The sequence below is a fragment of the Pseudomonas pichavaramensis genome, from assembly GCF_050473265.1.
Lineage (GTDB): Bacteria > Pseudomonadota > Gammaproteobacteria > Pseudomonadales > Pseudomonadaceae > Aquipseudomonas.
This window is the reverse complement of the sequence record NZ_JBJKFJ010000002.1, coordinates 50,746-76,319: the sequence shown is the minus strand read 5'-3', so window position 1 is coordinate 76,319 and position 25,574 is coordinate 50,746. Positions and strand designations below refer to the sequence as shown.

The window sequence follows — 25,574 nt, the reverse complement described above, 5'->3', positions numbered from 1 at the left end:
ATGCTCCAGCAAGCCCTAGCTACCGCCCACTCCAAGCGCCTGGCCAACGGCGCCGAGTTGCGCGTATTGCAGCAGAGCTGGGCGCAGGATGTGGGCGTCTGTCTGCGGGTTGCGGCGGGCAGTCATGACGAGCCCGAGGCCTATCCCGGCCTGGCGCACTTTCTCGAACATCTGCTGTTTCTCGGTAGCCGCGACTATCCCCGCGAGCAGAGTTTGATGGCGTTCGCCCAGCGACTCGGTGGGCAGGTCAATGCCTCGACGCAGGCGCGGCATACCGATTTCGTCTGCCAGGTGCCGGCCGAGCAGTTGCAGCCGGCGCTGCTCCGTCTGCTGGACATGCTGGCTTGGCCGCTGCTGGAGGTCGAGGCGCAGCTGCGTGAGCGCGAGGTGCTGCACGCCGAGTACCAGGCGCGCAGCCAGGATGGCGACAGCCGTATCGACCACGCGCTGGGCCAGGCGCTGGCTGCCGGGCACCGCTGCGGCGATTTTCTGGCCGGTGATCGCGGCACGCTGGCCGTGGAGCGGCCCGAGTTTCAGCAGGCGCTGCATGACTACCATCGTCAGCACTATCGAGCCGCGAACATGTGTCTGACCCTGGTCGGCCCGCAGCCGCCGGAGCAACTGCTGGCCATGGCCGGTGAGTTGCTGGGGGCATGGCCCGCGACTGAGCCCGAGCCCGTCCGTCCGCCGGCTGCGCTGCTGCCGCTGCGTGCGTCCCGGCTGAACCTGCCGCAGGATGCCAACAGCCTGCATGTCGGCTTTGCCGCACAGGTCGATGAGGGCGCGCTGGACGCCGCGCTGGAGTTGTTGCTGGACGCCCTGCATGACCCGGCCTGCGGTGGCCTGCTCGATGGCCTGCGTGCACGGCAGCTTGGTCGGCAATTACAGGCGCGGCTGCTGTATTGCCATGCCGGGCAATGTTTCCTGCGCCTGGACTTTCCGGGCGCAGATGGCGAGCAGGGGCCTCGCTTGCGGGCGGCGTTGCAGAGCTGGGCCAGGCAGATGCAGGGGCATGCGCATTGGCGGCTGCGCTTGCGTCAATGGCAGCAGACACTGACGCTGCGGCAGCTCAGTTTGGCGCCGCTGGCGCTGGCGCGGCATCTGCAAACGGGCACTTCCGACGCAGCCAGCACGCTGTCTGCTCTGGACGCTCTGCTGAGTCAGCTGGCTGACGGTAAGGGACTGATCGAGCTGCATTGCAGTCAGCGGGAGCAACCGCTTTGGCCTGCGACCGGGCTGGCGTTGCCGCTACAAGCCTTGGCCGAGCCTGATTCTGCACTGACCTGCGACTTCGATTTTCGCCTGGCTACTGAAGAGCCTCTGCTGGCTGCGAGTGCGGTGCTTACCGCGGATTCGCTGCCGCCAGCCCGCGTGCGACATTACCCGGGGCAGGGCGCTGCTGGCCCGGCTGCGCTGTATTGGCGCGGCCCCTGCACGAGTACAGGGGCGAGCGATGGCATCGAAGCCAGCTTACAGGCGCGCCTTGCCGACCTGCGCTGGCGTGGCGAGCGCCTGGGTATTGCCTGCCAGCTGAGTGTGCAGCCGGGGCGCTGGACGCTGCTGCTGCAGGGGCCGGCAGCGCTGCTGCCGGCTTTCAGCGCTCTGCTCGTGGCGCAGCTGCTGGCGCCCGTTGTCGAACCGGCGCAGCCTGCTTCCCAGGGCATGTTGCTGCGCAGCTTGCTGCACCATCTGCCGACGCTTTGCCCGTGCAGCGATGACGCGACTTTGCAGGCGTTGAGTGTCGGGCTGGGGGAGGCCGAGCGCGTGCAACTCGATGAGCTGTGCCTGGCGCTCGAGCCACTGGACGATCTGCCCGGAGCGCCGGCCGGTTATACCGGCCTTACCTGGCATCAGCATGCGCAACCCGCCGGTGACGCGGCATTGCTGCTGTTCTGCCCGCTGCCGGCTGCTCACGCTCATACCGAGGCGGCCTGGCGCCTGCTTGGCCAGCAACTGCAGGGCCGCTTCTATCAGCGGCTGCGTGGCGAGCTGCAATTGGGCTATGCGCTTTTTGCCGGTTTTCGTCAGGTGCAGGGTTGCAGAGGGCTGCTTTTCGCCCTGCAGTCGCCGCTATGCAATGCCGCCGGGATCTTCGCCCATATTCGCGGCTTTCTCGACGAACAGCGTCAGGCGCTTGCCGCGCTGGACGATGCCGAGCTGGCAGCGGGTCGTGCGGCGCTGCAGATGGCGCTGACTCCCGCCACGGCAAACCTGCCTCGCGCCGAGCAGCTGTGGCAGCTGTATCTGGCCGGGCTTCCCGAGGTGCATCCGCAACGGCTGCAGCAGGCGCTGGCAGTGCTGACGCGCGACGATCTGCTCGACGCGCACCGTCAGTTGCTGGATGTCAGCGACTGGCGGGTACTGGCCAGCGATGCGCCTTCGCCGCTCTAGGCGGCGCTCTTCTCCTTGCCGCAACGCGCGGCCTTTCCGTAGGAGCCCTGCCCCGGGGCGAAGCATCTTGTCGCAGCGTTGCCCTTGTTCGTCGCGGGGCGCGACGCCTGCAAGCTGATGCATTTCTACGCCCAAGGACTGGCCAGGTACTACGACCTTTCTCCTGCTACCGGTAGCGGGTCGGTCGCGAGCCTGCCGGAGCGGGCTGGTAGCGCCGGGCCAAAGCAGCAGGCAAACGCTGCCAAGGCAGCGTATGGCGGGCCTGGCTCGCTTTCGATAATCGCCTCCGACACGACTGCCCAGGTGGTCGCCACACAAGCGGAGAGCGTTATGAACAACAACAAGATCGCCATCACTCGATTTCTGCCCCTGACCTTGGCCACTGCCGTCGCTCTGGTGACTGCCCAGCAGGCCGCTGCCGAGATCGTCCTGTACGACAAGGACGACACCACATTCTCCACCGACGGCTATATCAACGCCTTCTACGTCAACAGCGACGTGGATCGTGATGGCGACCAGTTCGACCGCCGTCAGTCGCGGGTGAAGATGGGCTTTCTGCCCAACTGGATCGGGTTCAACTTCGGCAAGCAGATCGATGACCTCAAACTGACCGGCCGCTCGTCCTTCTGGGTCACCATCAACGACAGCGAGACCAATGGCACCGATACCGCCATCGACGTACGTCAGTTCTACGGCACCGTCTCCAACCCGGAGTGGGGCGAGTTCCTGGTGGGTAAGGACTTCGGCCTGTTCTCGCGCTCGAATATCTTCCTCGACGAGTTGTTGGCCGGTTACGGCAACGTCTCCGACACCCTCGGCCTGGTGGACGGTAACGGCGTGTCCTTCGGCAACATCGGCACCGGCTACCCGTACCCGTTCCCGACTTCGCAGATCACCTACCGCAACAACAATCTGGTCGAAGGGCTACGCGTGGCTGTGGGCATCATGGACCCGGTCGATACCAACGACGACAGCGCCACGGGCAAGGCTTACCAGGAGAACCCGCGTTTCGAATCCGAAGTCAGCTACCAGTTCGAAGTGGGTGGTTCGACCATCTACACCTGGATCAACGGCGCCTACCAGACCTCGGAGAACACCGACGACACCGTCGATACCGTCACCTCCAAGGGCCTCGGCTACGGTGTGCAGGCCAAGTTCGGCGGCCTGTCGCTGACTGGCTCGGGCTTCCAGGCCAAGGGCATCAACCCCTTCTTCACCAACAACCTCGGTGAGCCGACCCTGCGCGATATCGACAGCGATGGCTATCTGCTGCAGGGCTCCTACAGCTGGGGCAAGAACCGCGTGGCGCTGTCCTACGGCAAGACCGAGGATGACGGCAACGGCCTGGGCGTGGCGGCCGACTACGAGACCCGCGGCATCGCCTACTTCCGCACCATCAACGACAACCTCAAGCTGGTCGCCGAGTACAACCAGTATCAGATCGATGCCGCTGCCGGCAGTGGTCTGAACGAGGACACCGACACCTTCGCCGTGGGTGCGGTACTGAGCTGGTAAAACGCGATGCTCGCGGCCGGGCAGGGGGCGACCTCTGCCCGGTTTCTTGTTATCCGTAGGGTGTGCTGCGCGCCCCGAGACAGCCCGCGATTTGCGCCTGCCTCGGTGCGCACGGCGCAGCATGGCGGCGTCCCGGGTAGGGGGTGCCATGCGCACCAGCGGTCCCCCGTTCGTGAAGACGAACGAGGTAGCCCGGATGAAACCCGGGAACGCATCCCCCCGATTGCCCTTGCCGCCTGGCGTACTGCTTTGCCAAACGCACCCTACCTAGGAAGGCCCGATCCAGTACTCAAGTAGCATGTGGCTGGCAACGCCCGCTTCGTAGAATTTCCACTTGATCAGTAGGTGCATTGGGGCGTTTTATGGCCTTGGAACAGTCGCAAGGGGTGCTCAGCGCGGTATCCAGCACGAAGGATGTAGAGCTGGCGGCTCAGGAACTGGCGCGCCAGCTGATTCACCCTTATCTCGGTTTCGTGCTGTTCTTCTGCTCGGCCGAATATGACCTCGACGGCCTGGGGCAGGCCCTGGAGGCACACTTCGGCGGCGTCAGCCTGGTCGGTTGCACCAGCGCCGGGGAGATCACGCCGCAGGGTTATGGCCGCGGTTGCGTGGTAGCGCTGGGCTTCGATCTGCGCTGCTTCTCCATCGCCAGCGTGCTGATCGACGAAATGGAGCGCTTCAACCTGCTCGATGCGCAGCATCTGGTCGATGGGCTGGTGAAGGACTGCCGCAGCAACGAGCTGGCGTCGATCAAGGGCCACAGCTTTGCCCTGACCCTGCTCGATGGCCTGTCCAGCCGTGAAGAACTGGTGCTCGGCGCGCTCAGTGCGGCGCTGGGCAGCATCCCGCATTTCGGTGGCTCGGCCGGCGACGACAACCACCTGACCCACACCCACGTCTATCACGGCGGACGCTTTCACAGCGGTGCGGCGGTGGTGGTGCTGTTCAACACCTGGCTGGAGTTCGAGGTGTTCAGCACCCATCACATCCAGCCCAGCAACGACAAGCTGGTGGTCACCCGCGCCGACAGCACCAGCCGGCGGGTCTACGAACTCAATGCCGCGCCCGCTGCACAGGAGTACGCCGACCTGATCGGTGTACCGCTCGAGGCGCTCGATCATCGGGTGTTCGCTGCCTATCCGCTGGCGGTGCGCATCAGCGATCACTACTACGTGCGCTCGATCCAGCAGGTGCACGATGACCTCAGCCTGACGTTCTACTGCGCGGTAGAAAACGGCATCGTCCTCACCGCCATGCATCCCGGCCCGCTGCTGCCCAACCTGCAGCAGCTGTTCGCCGGGCTGCAACAGCGCCTGGGGCCGTTGCTGCTGACCATCGGCTGCGATTGCTTCCTGCGCCGCCTGGAGATCGAGAACGATGGCGGCGTCGAGTCGGTCGCCTCGCTGCTGCGCGAGCAGCGGGTGATCGGTTTCAACACCTACGGAGAGCAGTTCAATGGCATGCACATCAACCAGACCTTCACCGGTGTCGCCATTGGCCGACCTGTTGGGCGTGGCGAGCGCTGAACTGCAGGCTCACTACGCGGCGCTGGAGCAGGAGAACGCCAAGCTCCGACGCATCAACGCCGCGCTGATCGAGCGGGTGGAGTCGATCCACTCCCGTGGTGACGACGCCTATGCGGCGTTCCAGCATTCGGTGGTGCTGTCCGAGCAGGTGCGTGAACGCACCGATGCGCTGAACCAGGCGATGGCCGAGCTGAAATCCAGCAACCAGTTGCTTAGTGATGCGCGCCTGCGTGCGGAAACGGCGCACCAGCACTTGATCGACGCCATCGAGAGCATCTCCGACGCCTTCGTGCTGTTCGACGACCGTCAGCGCATCGTGCTGTTCAACAGCCGGTTCAAGGCCCTGTGGGCACGCAGCCGTGCGCGTATCGGCACCGGTACGCGGCTGGAGGAAATTCGCCGTCTGAGCCGCAGCACCGGGCTGGTGGTCGAGGCGCAACTGGGCAAGGAGGGCGAGCCGAGCCTGTTCCGTCTGCAGGACGGACGCTGGGTGCAGGTCAGCGAGCGGCCGACCCGCGAGGGCGGGCTGGTGATCCTCTACACCGACATCACCGAGGTGAAGCAGAGCGAGGCGCTGCGCCGCGAGCAGGCGCTGGCGCAGAAGTCGCGTCTGCTGCAGCGTGCGGTCGACAACCTGTCCCAGGGCATGGCCATGGTCAATGCCGAGGGCGCGCTTGAACTATGGAACCACCGCTTTCTCGAACTCTGCGGCCTGGCACCGATCAATGCTCATCGCCCCTTCGCCGAGGTGATGGCAGAAAGCGAGCTGGAGCCGCTGACCCCGGAAAGTCGCGACGCCAACGGCCAGCCGCTGCGCCAGGTGGAGGTACGCCTGTTCGACGGGCGCATGCTCGAGGTGCGCACCCATCCGCTGCCCACCGGCGGCTTCGTCAACACCTTCACCGACATCACCGAACGTCATCGCCAGGCCCAGGCGTTGAGCGAGAGCGAGCGCTGGATACGCCTGATCACCGACCATGTGCCGGCCTTGATCGCCTACCTGTCGGCGGACCTGGTCTACGAGTTCACCAACAAGGTTTATGAAGAGTGGTACTGCTGGCCGCGCGGCGCCATGCTCGGCCAGAGCCTGCGCGAGGTGCACAGCGAGGAGCACTGTCAGCGTCTGGAGCCTTATGTGGAGCTGGCGCTGTCCGGCGAGAGCGTGACCTTCGAGTTCGCCGAGACCAACCACAGCGGCCAGGAGCGCTACATGCTGCGCTCCTACGTGCCCAATCGCCTGGCCAGCGGCGAAGTGGTGGGGATCTTTGTGCTGATCCGCGATATCACCGAGCGCCGCCGTACCGCCGAGGCCTTGCACCAGGCCTATCAACACCTGGAGCAGCGCGTGCGCGAGCGCACCACCGAGCTGACCACGGTCAACGATCAGCTGCGTCGCGAGATCGACGAGCGTACGCAGATGGAGGCGCGTCTGCGTGAGGCCAAGGGCGAGGCGGAGCAGGCCAACCTGTCCAAGACCAAGTTCCTCGCGGCGGTCAGCCATGACCTGCTGCAGCCGCTTAATGCCGCGCGGCTGTTCACCAGCGCGCTGCTGGAAAAGAACGATCTGAGCGGCTGCGCGCCGCTGGTGCGCAACGTCAGCAACTCGCTGGAAGACGTCGAGAGTCTGCTGGGCACGCTGGTCGACATCTCCAAACTCGATGCCGGGGTGATCAAGCCGGACATTGCGCCATTCGCCGTCAGTGAGCTGCTGGAAAACCTGGCCGCCGAATACCATCAGATCGCCCGTAGCGAGGGGCTGCGTCTGGACTACCTGCCCAGCTCGGCGCTGGTGCGCAGCGATGTACAGCTGCTGGCGCGGATTCTGCGCAACCTGCTCAGCAACGCCATTCGCTACACCGCCAGCGGGCGCGTGCTGCTCGGCTGCCGGCGGCGCGGCAACAGCCTGTCCATCGAGGTCTGGGACAGCGGCATCGGCATTCACGCGGACAAGCTCGGCGAGATATTCCAGGAGTTCAAACGCGGCGACACGGTGCAGCGCAAGCAGGATCGCGGTCTGGGCCTGGGGTTGGCCATCGTCGACAAGATCGCGCGCATGCTCGGCCACCGTATTCGCGTGGCGTCGCAGCAGGGCAAGGGCTCGATGTTCGCCGTGGAGGTGCCGCTGACCCGCCGCGCACCGAGGGCGCGTGCCGTGCAGGACAGCCCTAACCAGTTGATCGAGCGCCTGAGCGGTGCGCGGGTGTGGGTGCTGGATAACGATGCGGCCATCTGCGCCGGCATGCGTACGCTGCTCGAAGGTTGGGGCTGCCGTGTGGTCACTGCGCTGTCCGAGGAGGACCTGGCACGCCAGGTGGACAACTACCACGCCGAGGCCGACCTGCTGATCGCCGACTACCACCTCGATGACGAGCGCAACGGTGTCGACGCTGTGGCGCAGATCAACGCCCGGCGCAGCGCCCCCTTACCGGCGTTGATGATCACCGCCAACTACAGCAACGAACTCAAGCAGCAGATGCGCGAGCTCGGCCACAGCCTGCTGCACAAACCAGTGCGACCGATGAAGCTGAAGGCAGCGATGAGTCATTTGATGGAGCGCGGGGCAGGGGCCTGAGGTCGGCACGGGGCTTGGTGCGCACGGCGCACCCTACGATTCAGCGATACGCCAAATGCCTAGCAGGTTTCGATCATCCCGTAGGGTGCGCCGTGCGCACCGAAGCGCTCCAGCCGCAGAAACTGAGTCGTAGCCCGGATGCAGTCCAGGACATCCAAAGCGCTTTGTTCGAAAGCGGTGCGCATGGTGCATCCTACGATTCAGCGATACACCAAATGCCTAGCAGGTCTCGATCATCCCGTAGGGTGCGCCGTGCGCACCGAAGCGTTCAGCCGCAGAAATTGACTCGTAGCCCGGATGCAATCCGGGGCACTCATAGCGCTTTGTTCGAGAGCAGTGCGCATGGTGCACCCTGGATGTAATCAATCATCCGCAATCAATCGTTTGCCCAGGCTCACCGATGCATCGACCTTGTAGCCAAGCCGCTCGTAGAAGGCCAGCGCGGCCGCGTTGGTGTCGCGTACCTGCAGGCTCAGCTTGGGGCAGCCCATGGCCAGAAGCTTCTCTTCGATATGTGTCATCAGTTGGCGCGCCAGGCCGCGCTGGCGCTGCTCGGGGCATACCGCCAGGTAGTTGACCCAGCCGCGGTGCCCTTCGTAGCCGGCCATGGCCGAGGCCACCAGCGTGCCGTCGATCTCGCCGACCAGAAACAGCTCGGGCTGCACCTGCAGCTTGCGCTGGATGTCCTTGTGCGGATCGTTCCAGGGGCGAGTCAGGTCACAGCGTTGCCAGAGGTCGACGACGGCGGCTTCGTCGCTCGGTTGAAAGGGGCGGATGAGCATGGCGGACTCCAGTGAATGAGGCCGCCGTTTTAGCACGGCTCGATGACGGGAGTCAGGACAACCTCGTTCGTCACCCCCGCGAAGGCGGGGGCCCAGGTGCTTCTAAGTTTCTGGCTTCCCGCCTGCGCGGGAGCGACAGCCAACCTATCGCGAGCTAGCGCCGTAGGTAAGAGGCGAAGTCGATATCGCCCGCCGAGAGGATCGCCTGTACCCGGTTGTGCACACCGAGCTTGCGCAGGATGGCCGAAACGTGGGCCTTCACCGTGGTCTCGGCAATGTCCAGGCTGTAGGCGATCTGCTTGTTCGACTCGCCCTTGGTCATGCGTTCGAGCACCAAGAGCTGCTTGCGCGTCAGCGCCTGCAGCAGTTCCGGCGGAATGCTGGGGTTGTCGTGATGCGGGCGCGAGCTACCGCTCTTCTGCGAGCGGATGATGTCCGGCGGCAGGTAGACGTTGCCGTCGAGGATCTGCGCGATGGCGTCGGTCATTTGCGCCCGTGGCGACGATTTGGTGATGAACCCCACGGCGCCGTAGGTAATGGCCTGCAGCACGATCTGCTTGTCCTGTTCGGCGGAGACGATTACCACCGGAATGGTTGGCGCCTCGTTGCGCAGGTTCATCAGCCCGCCCAGGCCGTGCATGCCGGGCATGTTCAGGTCGAGCAGGATCAGATCCAGGTCGTCGTGGTTCTGGGTCAGCTCCAGGGCGCTGTCCAGGTCGGCAGTTTCCATGATCTCGCTGCCGGGAAAGCCGTCGGCGATGACGTTATGGATGGCTTCACGAAACAGCGGATGGTCGTCGGCAATCAGAATCTTGTACATGGCCTTGCACCTCGTTGTTGTGATTATGGTGTGGCGGTGGGCGTGAGGAAAGCGGCAGGCAGTTCGGCAGGTTGCGCCGGTACCAGGGGCAGACCGGCTTGTTCCCAGGCATCGATGCCATCACGGTACCAGTAGAGCTGGCGGTAGCCCAGAGCATGGGCGCGGCGCGCAGCGTTCCAGCTCAGCCAGCAGTCGGAGCGGCAGTAGAACGCCAGTGGATGGTTCAAGTCGCCAGCACTGACCTGTTGCAGATAGTGGCTGAAGTAGCGCTGCCATTGGGCAGCGAGGTCACCATCACCGGCATTGGCCAGCCACAGGCTGCCGGGCAGATTGGCGTGAGGGGCGTCTTCGATGAAGCGGCCCTGCAACCAGGGGCGGCGGTAGACGTCGATCAGCGAGGTATTCGGCTGCTTGGCGAGCAGCTTTTGCAGAGCCGGAGTGTCGACGACCTGAACGCCCTCCAGGCTGTGTGGTGTAGGGCTGCGGTACTGGCTGTTGCGATAGCCTTCGGCGTTGAACAGTTCTTCGGATTGCACCAGGCAGACCAGCAGCAGGGAAGCGAGCATCAGGCCTGCTTGCAAGGGCAGACGGTACTTCATGGCAAGGTCTCTACTTATTGTTGTGCCGGTATTACAGGCCATGGTCGCAGGCTTGGGAATTCTACGTTGGAGAGGGAAACCAGTACCAAAGTAGTAGAAATGTCGGGCTGGGCAGTAGGTGACTGCCTGGTGAGTAGGCGTCGCGCCCCGCGGCGAATGGCTGCGCCGCGAGATCGACGTGGATCCTCAAGCTTCGCCCCGGGGCGGGGTTCCTACAGGTTGAACTCGGCGGCTCAGCCCGCTTTGCGCAGCGCCGCATGCTGCGGGTTGAAGGTGAGCACGGCCAGCAGCGTCAGCAGCAGGGTCAGGCCGAGGCAGATCAGCAGGGCGTCGCTATGCAGGCGCAGGTAGAGGGCATTACGCACCAGCTCCACGGCGTGGGTGAAGGGGTTGAATGCGCACAGCCAGTACAGCCACTCGCTGGACTCGCGCATCTTCCACAGCGGGTAGAGCGCAGACGACAGAAAGAACATCGGGAAGATGACGAAATTCATCACCCCGGCGAAGTTCTCCAGTTGGCGTATGCCGTTGGACAGCAGCAGCCCCAGTGCACTGAGCAGCAGCGCCACCAGCAGCAATGCCGGCAGTGCGGCGAGCAGGCCCCAGGCCGGCGGTTGCACGCCATAGACCCAGGCGATGGCGAGAAAGGCATACACCTGCAGCAAGGAAATCAGCGCCGTGGCCAGCAGCTTGGCCACCAGCAGGAAGGCGCGTGGCAGCGGGCTGGTGAGCAGCACGCGCATGCTGCCCATCTCGCGGTCGTAGACCATCGACAGCGAGCCCTGCATGCCGTTGAACAGCAGGATCATGCAGGCCAGGCCCGGCACGATATAGGTGTCGTAGGTGATATAGGTGTCGTACGGCTCGATGATGGCGATGCCCAGCGCGGCGCGAAAGCCGGCGGCGAACACCAGCAGCCACAGCAGCGGGCGCACCAGGGCGCTGAGAAAGCGCGAGCGTTGCAGGACGAAGCGCAGCCACTCACGCAACACGATGCCGCGCAGGCATTCCCAGTAGGCGGTCATCAGTGAGCACCTCGCGTAGGGTGCGCCGTGCGCACCGTGGCTGTTTCATCATCGTCGCCGGCACGTTTCGGCCGCAGCGCCTCACGCACATGGCCACGGCCCAACGCCTCGTCGCCGGTCAGGCGGGCGAAGCTGATGGCCAGGTCGTCACCGAACTGGCTGGCCTTGCCCCAGGCCACGCGCTCGCCGCGATGGAGGATCAGCAGGTCGTCGCTGGACTCGATCTCGTCGAGCAGATGGGTGGTCCACAGCACGCACAGACCCTGTTCACGGCACAGGTTGCGCACGTGCCGGCCCAGCGCCAGGCGGCTGGCCGGGTCGAGCCCGGCACTGGCCTCGTCGAGCAGCAGCAGGCGGGGTTGATGGAGCAGCGCGCGGGCGATCTCCACGCGCCGCCGGTGACCACCATTGAGCGTGCGTACCTTGTCGTGGCGGCGCTCGCCGAGATCCTGGCGCAGCAGCTCTTCCTCGATACGTTCCTGCGCCTGACGCCGCGGCATGCCGTGCAGGGCGGCGTGGTAGGCGAGGTTCTGTTGCACCGACAGATCGAGGTCCAGCGTGCTCTGCTGGAACACCACGCCCAACTGACGCAGCGCCTGGCGTGGCTCGCGGCGCAGGCTGTGGCCGAAGATATGGATATCGCCTTGTTGCAGGTCGTACAGGCGGGTGAGCAGGGCGATCAGGGTGGATTTGCCGGCGCCGTTGGGGCCGAGCAGGGCGCCGAAGCGGCCGGGCGCCAGCTCGAAGGCCAGATCGCTGAGCGCCTGGCGTGCGCCGTAGGCAAAGCCGAGCCCGCTCACCTCCAGGGCATTCATGGCGTCACCACCACGCCCCAGGGGTAGCGGCCGACCTTGATCGACTTGGTGACCTTGAGGCTGTCGACATCGATCACCGAGACGTCGCCGCTGACGCCGTTGGTGGTCAGCAGGCGCTTGTGGTCCGGGGTGAATTCCAGGTGCCAGACACGCCGGCCCACCAGCAGGTAATCGAGAATCTCGTAGGTCTTGGCATCCACCACTGCGACATGGTTGGCCGGGCCGAGGGCAATGAAGGCGTACTTGCCGTCGTCGCTGAGCTTCACGCCCACCGGTTGCACCTTGTCCGGATGCACGCCCTTGATCGCGAAGTTGAGCACCTTGAGCACCTGGCGCGAGTCGACGTCGAGCACCGTTACCGTGCCGCCGATTTCGGCCGAGGCCCACAGGCGCTTGCCGTCCTTGTCGAACTCGACGTGACGCGGGCGCTGATCGACCAGGGTGTTGTCCACCAGTTGCTGGGTGCTGGTATCGATCCAGTGCAGCATGTTGGTGGTTTCGCTGGTGTTGACCGCCCATTTGCCGTCCGGGCTGACGGCCATACCTTCGGGCTCGACGCCGACGTCGATCTGCGCCAGCACCTCGTCGCTCTGCGCGTCGACCACGGTGACCAGGGCATCGTCCTCGTTGGAGATGTACAGCCAGCGGTCGTTGGGGTGCAGGGCGAACTGCTCGGGGTCGGCACCGGAGGGCAGCTCTTTGATGATCTTGCGCGTGGCTAGGTCCATCACCTGCACGCGATCCGAGTCGCTGGCGCAGATGTACAGCAGCTTGTTGTCGGAGGACAGCAGCAAGCCGCGCGGGCGCATGCCGACATCCAGCGTGGCGGTGACCTCCAGGCTGTCGAGGTCGATCACGCTGATGCTGTCATCCTTCTCATTGGACACGTAGGCCGTGGCGGCAAGGGCCGAGTGGCAGGCCACGCCGAAGGCAACGGCACAGGCGAGGCGGGTCAGGCGCATGGGAGTGATCCTCTTGTTGTTGTCTTGGACTGGTGCGCGCGGCGCACCCTAGGGTTCGGTGTGGGTAGGGGGCGCCGTGCGCACCATCAGTTAGCGGTCCCCGCCAGATCGCAGTTCACCTCAGGCCGGTCGTAGCCGAGGCTGTCCATCTCGTTGTGCGGATGCAGAAAGCCGTCCTGCGGCGAGGTGCTGACCAGGGCGCGGGGATGGACCAGCGGAATCGGTTGGCGCAGCTCGCCATTCCACGGGCGGAAGCTCAGCTTGCGGCCTTTGAAGCCATCCAGCGGCAGCTCTGCGGACAGCGCCAGGGTGCGGATAGCGGCGGGCTCTGCGTTACGCAACTTGGTCGTGGCAGCGGCGATGCTGCGCACGGCCATCCAGGCAGCGAAGTCGCGGTCGTTCATCCAGCGCCCGGCCAGTTGCTCGAAGCGCTTCTGCAACTGCGCGGCGCCGAAGGTTTCCACCGTCTTGTGCCAGGCGGTCGGCGTTAGCCCCTGAGTGCCGGCCACCGGGCGTGGGTACCAGGTGTTGTAGGGCAGGTACTCGCCGAAGTCGCCACGCTCGTCGGCCACCAGCACCACGTCGTATTCGGGCGCCTGGGTGAACAACGGTATGTCGGCCTGGGCGCTGCGGCGCTGGTCGTTGTCGAAGCTCCACGGCTTCTCGGCGACGATCCTGTGGCCGAAGCGTTTGGCGGCGCGCTTGAGCGCGTCGGCGTAGGCGATATCGCCCTCGGTGCTACCGGTCACCAGCAGCCAGCGCGTCCATTTGCGCACGGCGAGAAACTGCGCCAGGGCGTCGGCCAGCATGGCGCGGCTGGGCAAGGTGTGCAGTACGTTGGGCAGACATTGTTCGCGGCGCAAACCATCGTCGGCGCTACCGGCATTGAGCAGCAGGCTGTCCGGCAGGCGCTGGCTGAGTTGGCGCAAGGTGTCGGCGGGCGCGTTGACCACGAACAGGCGGATGCCGGCCCGATGCTGCTCTGCGGCAGCGCTGAGCAGGGCCTCTGCGTTGTCGCTCTCGGCACTCTGCAGCTCGAACTGCTGCTTGAGGAAGCGCCCGGTGCTGTTGCTGTCGATGATCGCCAGTTCGGCGCCACGGCGGCCGGCGTCAGTGGGCTCGGGAATCACGTTGGACAGCAACGGGCCACGCGGCGGCTGATGGGCAAGGTAGCCGATGCGCACCTGCAACTCGTCTGCTGCGACAGCGCTCGCCGAACCGCAGAGAGCGGCGAGGCAGAACAACAGGCGGCAACTGATGCGGTGCATGGGGCGACTCCTGCAAAGGGTGTCGCCAGCATAGGAAGCGTTGCGGTCTCGGGAAATATGCCCAAGGTAGCGCCGGACACGTACGAAGGTAGTAGTCCGTCGAGTCGCAAAGGGTGGTGCGATGCAGTGGGCCGCCGGGAAATATGCCCAAAGTACCAACCTGTCAGTACCAAGGTAGTAAACCGGCGTGGGCCATTGCTTCTTAGCATTGCAGGCAACGTCCAATAACAACAACGGTGCCTGCCATGCGAATGTTCAAAGCCCTGCTTCTACCCTTGCTGCTGATCATCAGCCTGCTCGGCGTCGACCAACTGCACGCCGCAGGCGACCTGACCCGCCGGCCGGTCGCATTGCCTGATCTGGTACTGGGCAACGATGACAGTGACTACTTCATGTCGCAGAGCGAGTACCAGCTGGAAACCGGACAGGCCTACCAGCTCAAGATCATCTCCAACGGCCAGAAGGAATATGCCTTCCAGGCCCCCGAGTTCGCCACCTCCATCTACCTGCGCAAGGTCGAGGCCGGCGGGGTCGAGGTCAAGGCGGTGACCCTCACCGAGCTGGAGTTCGAGGATGCCGGCGAGGCGGAAGTCTTCTTTGTACCCGTCAAACCGGGCAAATTTCGGTTCTATGCCAAGGGCCTGGAAGGCAAAGGCATGCTCGGTCATTTCGTGATCAAGTAGATGACCGCGCTCGGCCGCATCAACCTCTGCGTCAGCCTGCTCTTCGTGCTGGTGACCCTGGCCGGGCTGGCGCTGTTGCTGCGCCAGGCCAGCCACGATGTGCAGCGTGAGCTGCAGGCTGCCGAGGCGGTACTGGAATACCTTGGCGAAGTGGCGCGCAGCAGGCCCGACAGCCTGCGCCCCGAACTGACCGAAAACCTGCGCCACATCCGCGTGAGCTGGCTGCGTCCGGGCGAAGAGCCCGAGCAGCAGACCGAAAGCCTCATCGAGCACTGGATCGCCGAACGCCTGCTGGGCTCGGCCTCACTTGTGGCCGATGCCTGGCCGCTGGAGGATGGCCGCGAACTGCGTATCGCCCTCGATCCCTATGACGAAATCGAGGAAATCTACGATTCGCTGCTGCAACTGCTGTTGCTCAGCAGCTTCGCCCTGATCCTCTGTCTGCTCACTATCCGTTTTGCCGTGCGTCGTGGCCTGCGTGTACTGGACGAGTTGTTCGCCGGTCTGCGCGAGGTGGGGGCCGGGCATTTCGACACTCGCCTGCACGGCCACGGCATGGCCGAGGCGCAGCGCCTGGCCGGACACTTCAACGATATGGCGACCACCCTGCAACAGGTACAGGCGGACAACGCCGAGCTGACCCAGTCGCTGCTGGAGTTGCAGGAGCGCGAACGGGCGCGTCTTGGCCAGACGCTGCATGACGACCTGGGCCAGTATCTCAGCGGTATTCGTGCCCAGGCCTGCCTGCTCAAGGTGATCGCCAACCGGCCGCTGCAGGTACAGGACACCGTGCGCTTGCTGGATGGCAACTGCGAACGGCTGCAGCAGGGTTTTCGCAGCCTGATCCGCGACCTCTACCCGGTGGTGCTGGAGCGTCTGGAGCTTGGTCCGGCGCTGCAGCAACTGGCTGCAGACTGGCAGCAGGCACACGGCATCCGTTGTCGTCTGCTGCTGGGCAAGCACCTGCCGAGCCTGCCGCTGGCAAGCAAGGCCCATCTCTATCGCCTGGTGCAGGAGGCGCTGACCAACGTCGCCCGGCATGCCGATGCCAGCGAAGTACGCATTCGCCTGCAGCGCCGCGGCCAGGGCTTGCGTCTGCTGGTGCGCGACAACGGTCAGGGCGCCGCGCTACCGCTGCGCCCCGGCATCGGCCTGCGCTCGATGCGCGAACGCAGCCGCAGCCTGGGCGGCGAACTGCGCCTGCACAGTCGACCACAGGCGGGCTGGGCGCTGTGCCTGAATATTCCCCTGGAGGCAACGTCATGAAGATTCTGCTGGTAGATGACCATGCAGTAGTGCGCCAGGGCTACGCCAGCCTGCTGCGTGCACTGTTGCCGGAGGTGCAATTGCGCGAGGCCTGCGACGGTGAGCAAGCGTTGCAGCGGGTGCAGGAAGAGATTCCCAACCTGGTGATCATGGATATCGGCCTGCCCGGCATCAGCGGCCTGGAAACCACCCGCCGCCTGCGCCTGCGCCTGCCACAACTGCGCGTGCTGTTCTTCAGCATGCACGACGAACTGCCCCTGGTGCGCCAGGCGCTGGACGCCGGCGCCATCGGCTACCTGACCAAGAACTCGTCGCCGGAAGTACTGGTGGAGGCGGTCAAACGCACCGCCGCCGGCCACGCCTATATCGAGCAGCAACTGGCCACCCAGCTGGCTTGCAACCCCGCCAGCAGCGACGGCCTCGACCCGCGCCTGCGTGAACTGACCCAGCGCGAGTTCGAAATCTTCGTCATGCTCGCCCGCGGCCTGCCACCCCGCCAGATCGCCGAGAAGCTGTGCATCAGCGCCAAGACCCTGTCCAACTACCAGACCCTGGTGAAGAACAAACTGCAGATCACCTCGCAGGCGGAGTTGGTGCATTTGGCGATTGATAGTGGGGTGGTGCGGGTGGGGTTGGAAAGCGCCTGAGCAGGGTGATGCCTGTTGACGCCGCGCATGAACGCGGGGACTTGCGTTTGCGCAGCGGTATTTGCATCCCGCCTTTTCGGCCTGACTCTTTTTGGCGACGCAATGCGTGAGCGAAAAGAGGAGGTCGAGTGAGTATATTAGCTTGCTAGACTTGCTTGTAATTAATTGATTTTGTTGTAATTTTTATTGTTTTTGGCGGCGGGTGTGCGAAGTTATATCGCCCTTTATGCTATTGGATTAGCATGGGTGGTGATCTAAGCGCTGTTATGCTCCTTGGCGGATGTATGGAAATGGATGTTTTATATACCTATCCAGATTATTTGGAAAACATTGTTGAAAGTCTGATGGAGAGAGACTGGCTTGTTCACAATTTTTATGGTGTTGCTGACTCGCAGATATATAGCTTCTCCGATTATTTGTATAACAAGCAAGAAAAGGGTGTCACGTACACTGTTTACCTAGATCTGAATATCTACCAGTTCATTCTTAATGCTTTTAAGAAAAGCAAACCCAAGCAAGAATCTCGTGATGCGATAGCGCTTGTCTCTTTTTGTCAGTTTGCTGAAATTGAGTTGGATCCAACTTACGCTGTATATGAGAAGATAAACTATAGAAAAGACGATCAGGTTCTCGATGAGGTTATTTCGGATCTAGAGTTGTTTCACCGCATAAATAACATTAATAATTCGTCAATTGTTGAATTCGCTTTGGGTGATGTTGATGTGCTTGTTCCGGCTGCTTCCTATGCTATGCGGTCTAACGTTACCAAGAGTAATCTCACCAAATATCGACGGTTACGTGAGTGGGACTCGTTATATTTAATTGTTGTATACGTAATCTATGTTTCTCAATTGCCGAACCTTAGTAAGCTCGATAAGCTAACAAAAGTGGTTGAGTGGATGGTTGTTGAGTTTAGGCTGTCACTCGTGGGTATCACGTTTGCTGCTATTTATTTCAGTGACAAACCCATGAAGCGAATGATGAAATACAAGATGTCAGATGAGCCATGCTCTAAACAGCGGAGTGCGTTTAATATGACATGGGATCTTTATAACTTGAGTCGTTACTTTAGAATGTGGACTGAGCGTGTTCCTGGGCAAGAGGGGATGTTCGCAAGCGGTGACAAAGTTTTCAATGCTGTGCTTAGAAGGTCCATCAAAGTTCAACAGAATGGTTGCTTGGATTGTTTTAAGGATCTTCTACCTCAAGATATTGTTAGCTATATGGAAAAAATTACTTTTCAGCCAGGTGAGCACTTTAATCGCGTTTATAATTCGCCGGATTGGTCTCCCTCATACAGAGATGAATTGATTCGTAAATATGAATCGTTAACGGGTATAAGGCACAGCGGAGCATAACAAACCAATTAATCCGGCCTCAATGCGCTGCGCTCCTTTCGGCGGGGCGTTAGCACGTAGCCCAAACATCGGTCTCGCCAATGGTGGATGAAAAAAAGCGTCATCCACCCTACGCAAGGGATTAGTAGGGTGGGCAACGCGAAGCTTGTCCACCATGTCCACAGCTCGGTTGTCGAAGTTGGAAACGCTTGGTCGTTGCCACCCTCAACACCTTACTCGCTACCTTCGCGCACCACCCGCCAAACCGTATTGGCCAGATCATCCGCCACGATTAGTGCGCCGCTCGGATCGACCGTAACGCCAACCGGGCGGCCGCGGGTTTTGCCGTCTTCGCCGCGAAAACCGGTGACGAAGTCGATGGGGTCGTCTGAAGGGCGGCCGTTTTCGAAGGGCACGAAGATCACCTTGTAGCCCACCGGGTTCTTGCGGTTCCAACTGCCGTGCTCGCCGACGAATACGCCGTCGGCATATTGCTCACCCATCACCTCGCTGGAGAAATCCAGGCCCAGCGCCGCGACGTGTGCGCCCAGGGCGTAGTCCGGGGCGATGGCCGATTCGACCTTGTCCGGATCCTGCGGTTTTACCCGTGGGTCGACATGCTGACCGAAGTAGCTGTAGGGCCAGCCGTAGAAGCCGCCTTCCTGCACCGAGGTGAGGTAGTCAGGGACCAGGTCCTCGCCCAGCTCGTCACGTTCGTTGACTACCGACCACAGGGTGCCAGTGCCCGGTTGAATGGCCAAGGCGGTGGGGTTGCGCAGGCCGGTGGCGTAGGGCTTGTGGGCGCCGGTTTCGGCATCGATCTGCCAGACCATGGCGCGATCGACTTCGGCCTCCATGCCGCGCTCGGTGATGTTGCTATTGGAGCCGATGCCGACGTACAGGTAGCGGCCGTCTTCGCTGATGGTCAGGGCCTTGGTCCAGTGATGGTTGATCGCCGATGGCAGGTCGGTGACCTTGCTCGGTGGGCCGCTGGCTTCGGTCTGGCCTTCTTCGTAGTCGAAGCGCACCAGTTCGTCCTGGTTGGCCACGTACAGGTTGCCCTCGTACAGCGCCAGGCCGTAGGGCGCATTGAGGTCTTCGGCGAAGACCGTCTGCAGCTCGTAGCTGCCGTCGCCATCGGCATCACGCAGCAGGGTCAGGCGGTTGCCGCTTTCCACGCTGGTGTTGCCGCGTGCCTTGATTACGCCGGCGATCACGTCCTTGGGTTTGAGTTTGGCTGCGTTGCCACCGCGGCCCTCAGCCACGAGGATGTCGCCGTTGGGCAGCACCAGAGTCTGCCGAGGAATCTTCAGGTCGGTGGCAATGGCGCTGATGCTGAAACCGTCCGGCACGCTGGGCTGCTGATCGCCCCATGGCGTTGGCTCGGCGATGGTCATGCTCGGCAGGATGCCGCGCTCGGGTTCGGGCAATTGCGGTTGGGCACCATAGGTTTGTTGCTTGCTGGATGAGTCGTCGCCGCAGGCGCTCAGCAGCATTGCCAGAGGCAGGGCGGTCATCAGTTTGGCGGCTTTCATCGGGCACCTCCGTCACGTGGTTGGGCCAGTCCGACCCAAGTGGCGGCAACGGCCAGCAGGGTGACGATCACCGACAGTACCAGGCCCGTGGGCATCGCGGCCCAGGCATCCTTGGCGTGCTCCAATGCGTTGACGAACCCCAGCAACCAGGTGCCCAGAAGCAGCAGGAAATAGGTGCTGGCGCGCCGGTTTCCACGATCCCTGAGCAGGCCAGCGAGAGCGAATAGCAACGCCAGCCCGGCGAATACCAGAGCGCCGGCGATCAGCCAGGACGCGAAATTGCTCCACTGGATCTGGTAGCTGCGGTAGTAGGCGATATCACTGAGCAGGGCGCCGAGAAACAGCGGAACCTGGCCACAGACCAGGGTGACATGTACAGGCGATAGGACGTGGGGGTAGGCGTGTGAGGTTGCGGTTGTCACTGCAGGTCCCTCTTGGGTCGTTGATGGTTGGCAACTCGCAGGGAGTGGCCTCGATCTGACTGTCCTAAGAAGGGATTGCCTTATGCCGGCATGGTTCAGTTGTTTTTGCGCCAGGTTAGAGGGGGAGGCGTTTAGTCCGGCTCTGTAGGAGCGGCTTCAGCCGCGATATTCAAGCACGCATCGCGGTTGAGCCGAGTCGCTCCTACAGAAGACGTTGGGCGTCTTCAGTCCCAGCCTTTGGGACATTGCACGCAACCGGGCATGTTGGCGTCCTGAAAGTTGCCGAAGCGGGTGCGGGCGCCGCTGAGGTTGGCGTTTTCCAGGTTCGAGCCGCTGAGCTTGACCTCTTGCAGGTTGGCGTCTTCCAGATGAGCACCCTTGAGGTCAGCCTTGCTCAGCCAGGTCATTTCCAGGTTGGCGGCCTGCAGCTGGACGTTGTGCAGCTTGGCCCCGGACAGGCGGGCGAACTCCAGGTTGGCGGCGCGCATGTCGGCGCCTTCGAATTGCGCGGCCTGGGCGAACAGGCCCCAGCCGCCGATGGCGACCAGGCTGGCGCCGGACAGGTCGGCCAGGCGCAGGTTGCTCTGTTGCAGGCTGGCGCGGTTGAGGTTGGCGCCGCGCAGCTTGGCCTTTTCCAGAATGGCCAGGTCGAGGTTGACGTGACGCAGGTCTGCACCGGAGAGGTCCGCGCCGGACAGGTCCATGCGGCGCATGTCCATGTTGCGCAGGTCAGCGCCACGCAGGTTGGCGTTGGGGCATTTGCTGTCGGGTTCGATGCGGCAGCCGTTGATCTCTGGCACGCCGTCGCTCTCGGCGCCGATGGCGTGGCTGCCGAGTACCAGCAGCAGGGCCGGGATAAGCAGGGGCAGGTAGTTCATGGCGAGTCCTCGGGGGTGGTTGCCTGATGTGCTTCGCGGCTGAAGCGGAGCTCCTACGGGAATGGGTAGGGTGCGCCGTGCGCACCAATGGGGCAGCGCAGATGGCGAGATGGGAATGCGAAAAGCTGGTGCGCATGGCGCACCCTACGGTGCGCCATGCGTTCAGCCCTTAGCGTTTGGCGCTGGCGTTATCCCAGCTCGGCAGCTTGAACACCCAGAAGGAGCCACCCTGGGCGACCGGCTTGGTCAGCTCGGCCATGTCGCCACCCCACAGCGGCACCGCGCCGCCGTAGCCGGCAGTCACCCCGATGTACTGCTCGCCATCCTGTTCCCAGGTGATGGGCGGGGAGATGATCCCGGTGCCGACCTGGAACTTCCACAGCTCCTTGCCGTTCTTGGCGTCAAAGGCCTTGAAGTAGCCGTCGCCGGTGCCGGTGAACACCAGGTTGCCCTTGGTCGCCAGCACCCCGGCCCACAGTGGCAGGCGTTCCTTGTGTTCCCAGGCGACCTTGCCGGTGGTCGGGTTCATGGCGCGCAGGATGCCGACGTGGTCGTCATACAGGCGCTTGATACGGAAGCCCATGCCGAGGTACGCGGAGCCTTTCTTGTAGTGCGCTTCCTCGGCCCAGTAGTCCTCCTTCCAGTGGTTGGCCGGTACGTAGAACAGGCCGGTGTCCTGGCTGTAGGCCATGGGGTTCCAGTTCTTGCCGCCCAGGAAAGGCGGGGAGACTTCGACCACTTCCCCCTTGGTTTCGCCGGCCTTGGGCTTGGGTGGGCGCTGGCCTTCATTTTCCACCGGACGACCGGTTTCCAGGTCGATGTGGCTGGCCCAGGTGATTTTGTCGACGAAGGGGAAGGCGTTCTTCAGCTTGCCGTTGGCGCGGTCGACCACGTAGAAGAAACCGTTGCGGTCGGCGTGGGCGGTGGCCTTGGTGACCTTGCCGTCCTTGTCCTTGTAGTCGAATAGCACCAGTTCGTTGTTGCCGGAGAAATCCCAGGCATCGTTTGGGGTGTGCTGGTAGAACCACTTCACTTCACCGGTGGTGGGGTCGACGCCAACCTGGCCGGAGGTGTACAGGCTGTCGTAATCCTTGGGATTGCCGCCGTCGCTGGTGCGTGCCCAGCCATTCCACGGGGCCGGGTTACCGGCGCCGACGATGATGGTGTTGGTCTCGGCATCGAAGCTGGCGCTCTGCCACGGCGCGCCGCCGCCTTGGCTCCAGGCTTCCTTCTTGCCGGTCGGGTGGTTGGGGTCATCCGGCCAGCTCGGCGCTTTCACGTCGCCGGTCGGGGTGCTGTCCTTGCCGTTGAGGCGGCCCATGTGGCCTTCCACGAACGGGCGCATCCAGACTTCTTCGCCGGTATCCGGGTCGCGGGCGAACAGACGGCCGACCACGCCGAACTCGTCACCGGAGCTGCCATGGATCAGCAGTACCTTGCCGCTCTTGCCGTCCTTCACGATGGTCGGTGCGCCGGTCATGGTGTAGCCAGCGGAGTGGTCGCCGAACTTCTTGTTCCACACCACCTTGCCGGTGTCCTTGTTCAGCGCCACGACGCGTGCGTCGAGGGTGCCGAAGTAGATCTTGTCGCCGTAGATGGCGGCGCCACGGTTGACCACGTCGCAGCACGGGCGGATGTCGTCGGGCAGGCGGTGGCTGTAGGTCCACAGGCGCTTGCCGGTCTTGGCGTCGAGGGCGAAGACGCGCGAGTAGGAGCCGGTCACGTAGACCACGCCGTCGTGGATGATGGCCTGCGATTCCTGTCCACGCTGCTTCTCGTCACCGAAGGAATAGCTCCAGGCCGGGGTCAGCTTGAACACGTTGTCGGCGTTGACCTGGGCCAGTGGGCTCCAGCGCTGGGCGTTGGTGCCCATGCCGTACTGCAGCACGTTGCTGGTGGTGCTGTGGTCGTTGGCAATGTCGTCCCAGGTGACCGGCTTGGCCAGTGCACCCTGGCTCAGTGCCAGGCCACCGGCCAGCATCAGGGCAAGCGCCAGGGGGCGTGGGGTGCTGGGTAGGTTTCTTGTTGTCATGGTTGTGCTTCCCATTGGAGGTGGTAGGTCGCCGCAGGGCACCGCAGGAATGCGGTTCTGGAGATGCCCTGCAGAGGCAAGCCGATGGTGGTACCCGGCCACCTGTGCGCCTACGGAAAATCTCCCGACTTTGCCGGGAGGATTTCCCGGTTGGCACATGACTTGGCCTTGCTGCCAAGGCATCGATAAACCCCCCACCCAAGCCCTACTACCAAGGGACTAGAACGCGACCACCAAAGCAGCATTCGGCGTGCTGCGCGGCCTTTCTAAGATGGTCGCCACAGCTTTGAACGGGCTGTCTTGCGTGCATTCGATGAGGTCCTAGCCATGAATAAGAAGATCCAATCCACCCTGGCGCTGCTGTTGCTCGCCGCTTCGACCAACCTCTGGGCACACGGCGATGTGGTACCGCAAGCGGTCAACACCGATGGTCTTGAGCCGCTGGGTGAGGAATGGCTGGACGAGAACCCGTATCGCGACAACCCCCGTGCCATCGAGATCGGCTCCTCGGCCTACAACCAGAACTGCGCCGCCTGCCACGGCCTGGAAGCCAAGTCCGGCGGCATCGCCCCGGATCTGCGTCTGCTGGAACTGGGCGCAATGGGCGATGAGTGGTTCAAGGAACGGGTGATCAACGGCGCCGTGCGCGACGGCCGCGTGTACATGCCGAAGATGGCCGACTACCTGAGCCAGGAAGCCCTGTGGGCGGTGCGTAGCTATCTGGAGAGCGTGCACGTCGAGGAGTGAGAGGTTGATGGCCAAGCTGCTGCGCTCGAGTTTTCGCACCATGCGCCGCCTGATCCTGCTGTGCGGCCTGCTGCTGTGCCTGGGTGTGGCCCAGGCGCAGGTGCGTGACTACGACCGCATCATGGAGGAAGGCGTACTGCGGGTGGCGCTGTACCAGAACTTCCCGCCCTACAGTTTCCAGCAGGATGGCCAGCCGCGCGGCGTCGATTACGAACTGGTCAAGGCATTGGCCGAAGGGCTGGGGTTGAAGCTACAGGTGATCTGGGCGCCGCCCGGAGAAAAACTCGACGACGACCTGCGTGACTACATCTGGCGCGGTCGGGTGACCGCGCAGGGCCAGCTGGCCGACCTGATGATGCGCGTGCCCTATGACCGCGAATTCACGCAGATGCGTAATGAGCTGGGCGAGCTGGTCAACGAGCGCGTGGTGATGTTCGGTCACTATCAGCGTGAGCGCTGGCAGCTGGCGTTCGACCAGCGTCGCCTGGCCGAGGTGCCGAGCATCAATGCGTTGCAGAATCATCCTGTGGGCGTGGAGGTGGACAGTGTGCCGTCGTTCTACCTCAGCTCGGTGCGTGAAGGCTTGCTGCGCTCGCAAGCGCGCCACTACCCATCGCCCACTCTGGCGTTTGCCGCCATGAGGGGCGGCGAGGTGGATGCGGTGATGGCCTTGCGTGGCGAGGTGGACTGGTTGCTGCACGAAGCGGGCGATACGCAACTGGCGCTGGCCGACAACGCCTACCCGGACATGGGCCGGCAAATCTGGGACGTCGGCATGGCGGTGCATGAAACCAATCGGCAGCTGGCATACGCCCTGGAAGAACAACTGGAAAGCCTGATCCTCGATGGCTCGGTCGAGCGCCTGTATGCGCGCTACGGTCTGCGTTACGAGAAGCCTGAACAATATCAATAACGGGCGGAGGTGGAAGATGGATTGGCGTAGCCTGGTGTTGCTGGCCCTGTTTGCCTGGGTCTGGGAAGCGCGGGCCGCCGCGCCCGATCCGGTCACCTCGGTGATGTGGGACTACTATCACCAGCGCCTGCTCGACGGGCAGCCCTTCGTCTTCGATGACAAGATTGGCCTGCAGGTGCCGCCGTTCGCCGAGGATGCCCGCCAGGTGCCGATCCAGATCGATGCCAGCGCCTACCGTGGCAAGGTCAGGCGCATTCTGGCCTGGGCCGAGCTCAACCCGATCCCGAGCATTCTCGATTTCACTCCCGGTGAGCAGCTGGAGCCGAGCCTGGCCATTCGTATCCGGGTCGAGCAGGCCACGCCGATTCGTGCAGCGGTGCTCACCGACGATGGCGTCTGGCATGTCGGCTCGGCTCGCATCGAAGCCGCGGGTGGTGGCTGCACGGCGCCCAGCGTGGTGCGTGCCGAAGCCGGTTGGGAAGAGCGCCTCGGCCAGGTGCTGGGCAAGCGTTTCGTGCGTGGTGAGGACAGCCGTCTGCGCCTGCAGGTGTCGCACCCGATGGACAACGGCCTGGTCGGTGGCATCCCCGAGTTCTATATCGAACAGGCCGAGTTGCGTGACCTGGACGGCCAGGTGCTGGGGCGTCTGGAGCTGTTTCCGGCGGTCAGCGAGAACCCGACGCTGACCTTCGATCTACGTGGCGACCAGCAGGCCGAATTGTGGTTGCGTGATAACAACGGCAACGAGTTCCAGGCGGCGTTCTGACGGTACTTTCGTTCGCCGCGGGGCGCGGCTCCTACAAGAGACAATAGCGCTCGTGGCTCTGTAGGCGCCACGC

Annotated in this window: 22 protein-coding genes, 1 tRNA gene and 1 pseudogene; 12 read left to right on the top strand and 12 right to left on the bottom strand. The window is 63.3% G+C overall.

Features of this window, described 5'->3' with window-relative positions:
• From pqqF to nahK, 4 genes are all read left to right on the top strand, one after another.
• Complete coding sequence (gene pqqF / locus ACJRW5_RS03835) at positions 1-2,391, top strand: pyrroloquinoline quinone biosynthesis protein PqqF (protein ID WP_484569209.1); 2,391 nt, start codon at positions 1-3, stop codon at positions 2,389-2,391.
• 330 nt (positions 2,392-2,721) lie between these two features.
• Positions 2,722-3,906: a porin gene (locus tag ACJRW5_RS03830; protein ID WP_484569208.1), complete on the top strand. Its 1,185-nt coding sequence runs from the start codon at positions 2,722-2,724 to the stop codon at positions 3,904-3,906.
• Between the two features lie 362 nt (positions 3,907-4,268).
• On the top strand, positions 4,269-5,432 hold the full coding sequence (gene nosP, locus ACJRW5_RS03825) for a nitric oxide-sensing protein NosP (protein ID WP_484569207.1): 1,164 nt from the start codon (positions 4,269-4,271) through the stop codon (positions 5,430-5,432).
• Entirely contained in the window at positions 5,362-8,004 is a 2,643-nt protein-coding gene (nahK, locus tag ACJRW5_RS03820; RefSeq protein WP_484569206.1) for a hybrid sensor histidine kinase/response regulator NahK/ErcS', read from the top strand. Before nosP ends, nahK begins: the two co-directional genes overlap by 71 nt.
• Before the next feature lie 362 nt (positions 8,005-8,366).
• On the opposite strand, the gene ACJRW5_RS03815 is transcribed toward nahK, so the two are convergent.
• From ACJRW5_RS03815 to ACJRW5_RS03785, 7 genes are all read right to left on the bottom strand, one after another.
• A complete protein-coding gene (locus ACJRW5_RS03815; RefSeq protein WP_484569205.1) occupies positions 8,367-8,786 on the bottom strand; it encodes a GNAT family acetyltransferase in 420 nt (139 codons plus the stop codon).
• Between the two features lie 154 nt (positions 8,787-8,940).
• Entirely contained in the window at positions 8,941-9,606 is a 666-nt protein-coding gene (locus tag ACJRW5_RS03810) for a response regulator (RefSeq protein WP_484569204.1), read from the bottom strand.
• A 23-nt stretch (positions 9,607-9,629) separates the two neighbouring features.
• The gene (locus ACJRW5_RS03805) at positions 9,630-10,205 is read right to left on the bottom strand and encodes a PQQ-dependent catabolism-associated CXXCW motif protein (RefSeq protein WP_484569203.1); all 576 of its coding nucleotides are present in this window, start codon (positions 10,203-10,205) and stop codon (positions 9,630-9,632) included.
• 233 nt (positions 10,206-10,438) lie between these two features.
• Positions 10,439-11,230, bottom strand: a complete 792-nt coding sequence (locus ACJRW5_RS03800; RefSeq protein ID WP_484569202.1) for an ABC transporter permease — start codon at positions 11,228-11,230, stop codon at positions 10,439-10,441.
• Positions 11,230-12,045, bottom strand: coding sequence for an ABC transporter ATP-binding protein (locus ACJRW5_RS03795; protein ID WP_484569201.1), 816 nt, complete (start codon positions 12,043-12,045; stop codon positions 11,230-11,232). The genes ACJRW5_RS03800 and ACJRW5_RS03795 overlap by 1 nt, the downstream gene beginning before the upstream one ends.
• Positions 12,042-13,007, bottom strand: coding sequence for a YVTN family beta-propeller repeat protein (locus ACJRW5_RS03790; protein ID WP_484569200.1), 966 nt, complete (start codon positions 13,005-13,007; stop codon positions 12,042-12,044). Before ACJRW5_RS03790 ends, ACJRW5_RS03795 begins: the two co-directional genes overlap by 4 nt.
• An 86-nt stretch (positions 13,008-13,093) precedes the next feature.
• Positions 13,094-14,275 (bottom strand): ABC transporter substrate-binding protein, encoded by a 1,182-nt coding sequence (locus ACJRW5_RS03785; RefSeq protein ID WP_484569199.1) that lies wholly within the window; start codon positions 14,273-14,275, stop codon positions 13,094-13,096.
• A 245-nt stretch (positions 14,276-14,520) separates the two neighbouring features.
• On the opposite strand from ACJRW5_RS03785, the gene ACJRW5_RS03780 reads away from it, so the two are divergent.
• Positions 14,521-14,958 carry a cupredoxin domain-containing protein gene (locus ACJRW5_RS03780; RefSeq protein WP_484569198.1) on the top strand — a complete coding sequence of 146 codons (438 nt, stop codon included), beginning with the start codon at positions 14,521-14,523 and terminating at the stop codon, positions 14,956-14,958.
• Positions 14,959-15,765: pseudogene (locus ACJRW5_RS03775) on the top strand (histidine kinase); the annotation flags it as partial.
• A 236-nt stretch (positions 15,766-16,001) separates the two neighbouring features.
• On the opposite strand, the gene ACJRW5_RS03770 reads toward ACJRW5_RS03775, so the two are convergent.
• Positions 16,002-16,107: transfer RNA gene (locus ACJRW5_RS03770), tRNA-OTHER, on the bottom strand.
• On the opposite strand from ACJRW5_RS03770, the gene ACJRW5_RS03765 reads away from it, so the two are divergent.
• From ACJRW5_RS03765 to ACJRW5_RS03755, 3 genes are all read left to right on the top strand, one after another.
• Positions 16,060-16,224 (top strand): hypothetical protein, encoded by a 165-nt coding sequence (locus ACJRW5_RS03765; RefSeq protein WP_484569197.1) that lies wholly within the window; start codon positions 16,060-16,062, stop codon positions 16,222-16,224. The two genes, ACJRW5_RS03770 and ACJRW5_RS03765, sit on opposite strands and share 48 nt — an antisense overlap.
• On the top strand, positions 16,221-16,871 hold the full coding sequence (locus ACJRW5_RS03760; RefSeq protein ID WP_484569196.1) for a response regulator: 651 nt from the start codon (positions 16,221-16,223) through the stop codon (positions 16,869-16,871). The genes ACJRW5_RS03765 and ACJRW5_RS03760 overlap by 4 nt, the downstream gene beginning before the upstream one ends.
• A gap of 242 nt (positions 16,872-17,113) precedes the next feature.
• Positions 17,114-18,229 (top strand): hypothetical protein, encoded by a 1,116-nt coding sequence (locus ACJRW5_RS03755; RefSeq protein WP_484569195.1) that lies wholly within the window; start codon positions 17,114-17,116, stop codon positions 18,227-18,229.
• 212 nt (positions 18,230-18,441) lie between these two features.
• Here the strand turns inward: ACJRW5_RS03755 and ACJRW5_RS03750 are convergent, their stop codons facing one another.
• The 4 genes from ACJRW5_RS03750 to exaA all read right to left on the bottom strand — a co-directional run bounded on the left by ACJRW5_RS03750 (position 18,442) and on the right by exaA (position 23,075).
• Positions 18,442-19,743, bottom strand: coding sequence for a PQQ-dependent sugar dehydrogenase (locus tag ACJRW5_RS03750; protein ID WP_484569194.1), 1,302 nt, complete (start codon positions 19,741-19,743; stop codon positions 18,442-18,444).
• Positions 19,740-20,165 (bottom strand): DUF2231 domain-containing protein, encoded by a 426-nt coding sequence (locus ACJRW5_RS03745; protein ID WP_484569193.1) that lies wholly within the window; start codon positions 20,163-20,165, stop codon positions 19,740-19,742. Before ACJRW5_RS03745 ends, ACJRW5_RS03750 begins: the two co-directional genes overlap by 4 nt.
• A gap of 224 nt (positions 20,166-20,389) precedes the next feature.
• The gene (locus tag ACJRW5_RS03740; protein WP_484569192.1) at positions 20,390-21,043 is read right to left on the bottom strand and encodes a pentapeptide repeat-containing protein; all 654 of its coding nucleotides are present in this window, start codon (positions 21,041-21,043) and stop codon (positions 20,390-20,392) included.
• A 169-nt stretch (positions 21,044-21,212) separates the two neighbouring features.
• On the bottom strand, positions 21,213-23,075 hold the full coding sequence (gene exaA, locus ACJRW5_RS03735) for a quinoprotein ethanol dehydrogenase (RefSeq protein WP_484569191.1): 1,863 nt from the start codon (positions 23,073-23,075) through the stop codon (positions 21,213-21,215).
• Positions 23,076-23,402: 327 nt separating this feature from the next.
• Here exaA and pedF point away from each other — a divergent pair, with 327 nt between their 5' ends.
• The 3 genes from pedF to ACJRW5_RS03720 are packed head-to-tail and all read left to right on the top strand — an operon-like array spanning position 23,403 to position 25,501.
• Positions 23,403-23,822, top strand: a complete 420-nt coding sequence (gene pedF, locus ACJRW5_RS03730; RefSeq protein ID WP_484569190.1) for a cytochrome c-550 PedF — start codon at positions 23,403-23,405, stop codon at positions 23,820-23,822.
• Positions 23,823-23,862: 40 nt separating this feature from the next.
• Positions 23,863-24,735, top strand: a complete 873-nt coding sequence (locus ACJRW5_RS03725) for a substrate-binding periplasmic protein (protein ID WP_484569569.1) — start codon at positions 23,863-23,865, stop codon at positions 24,733-24,735.
• A 16-nt stretch (positions 24,736-24,751) separates the two neighbouring features.
• The gene (locus ACJRW5_RS03720) at positions 24,752-25,501 is read left to right on the top strand and encodes a quinoprotein dehydrogenase-associated SoxYZ-like carrier (protein ID WP_484569189.1); all 750 of its coding nucleotides are present in this window, start codon (positions 24,752-24,754) and stop codon (positions 25,499-25,501) included.
• Positions 25,502-25,574: the final 73 nt, after the last annotated feature.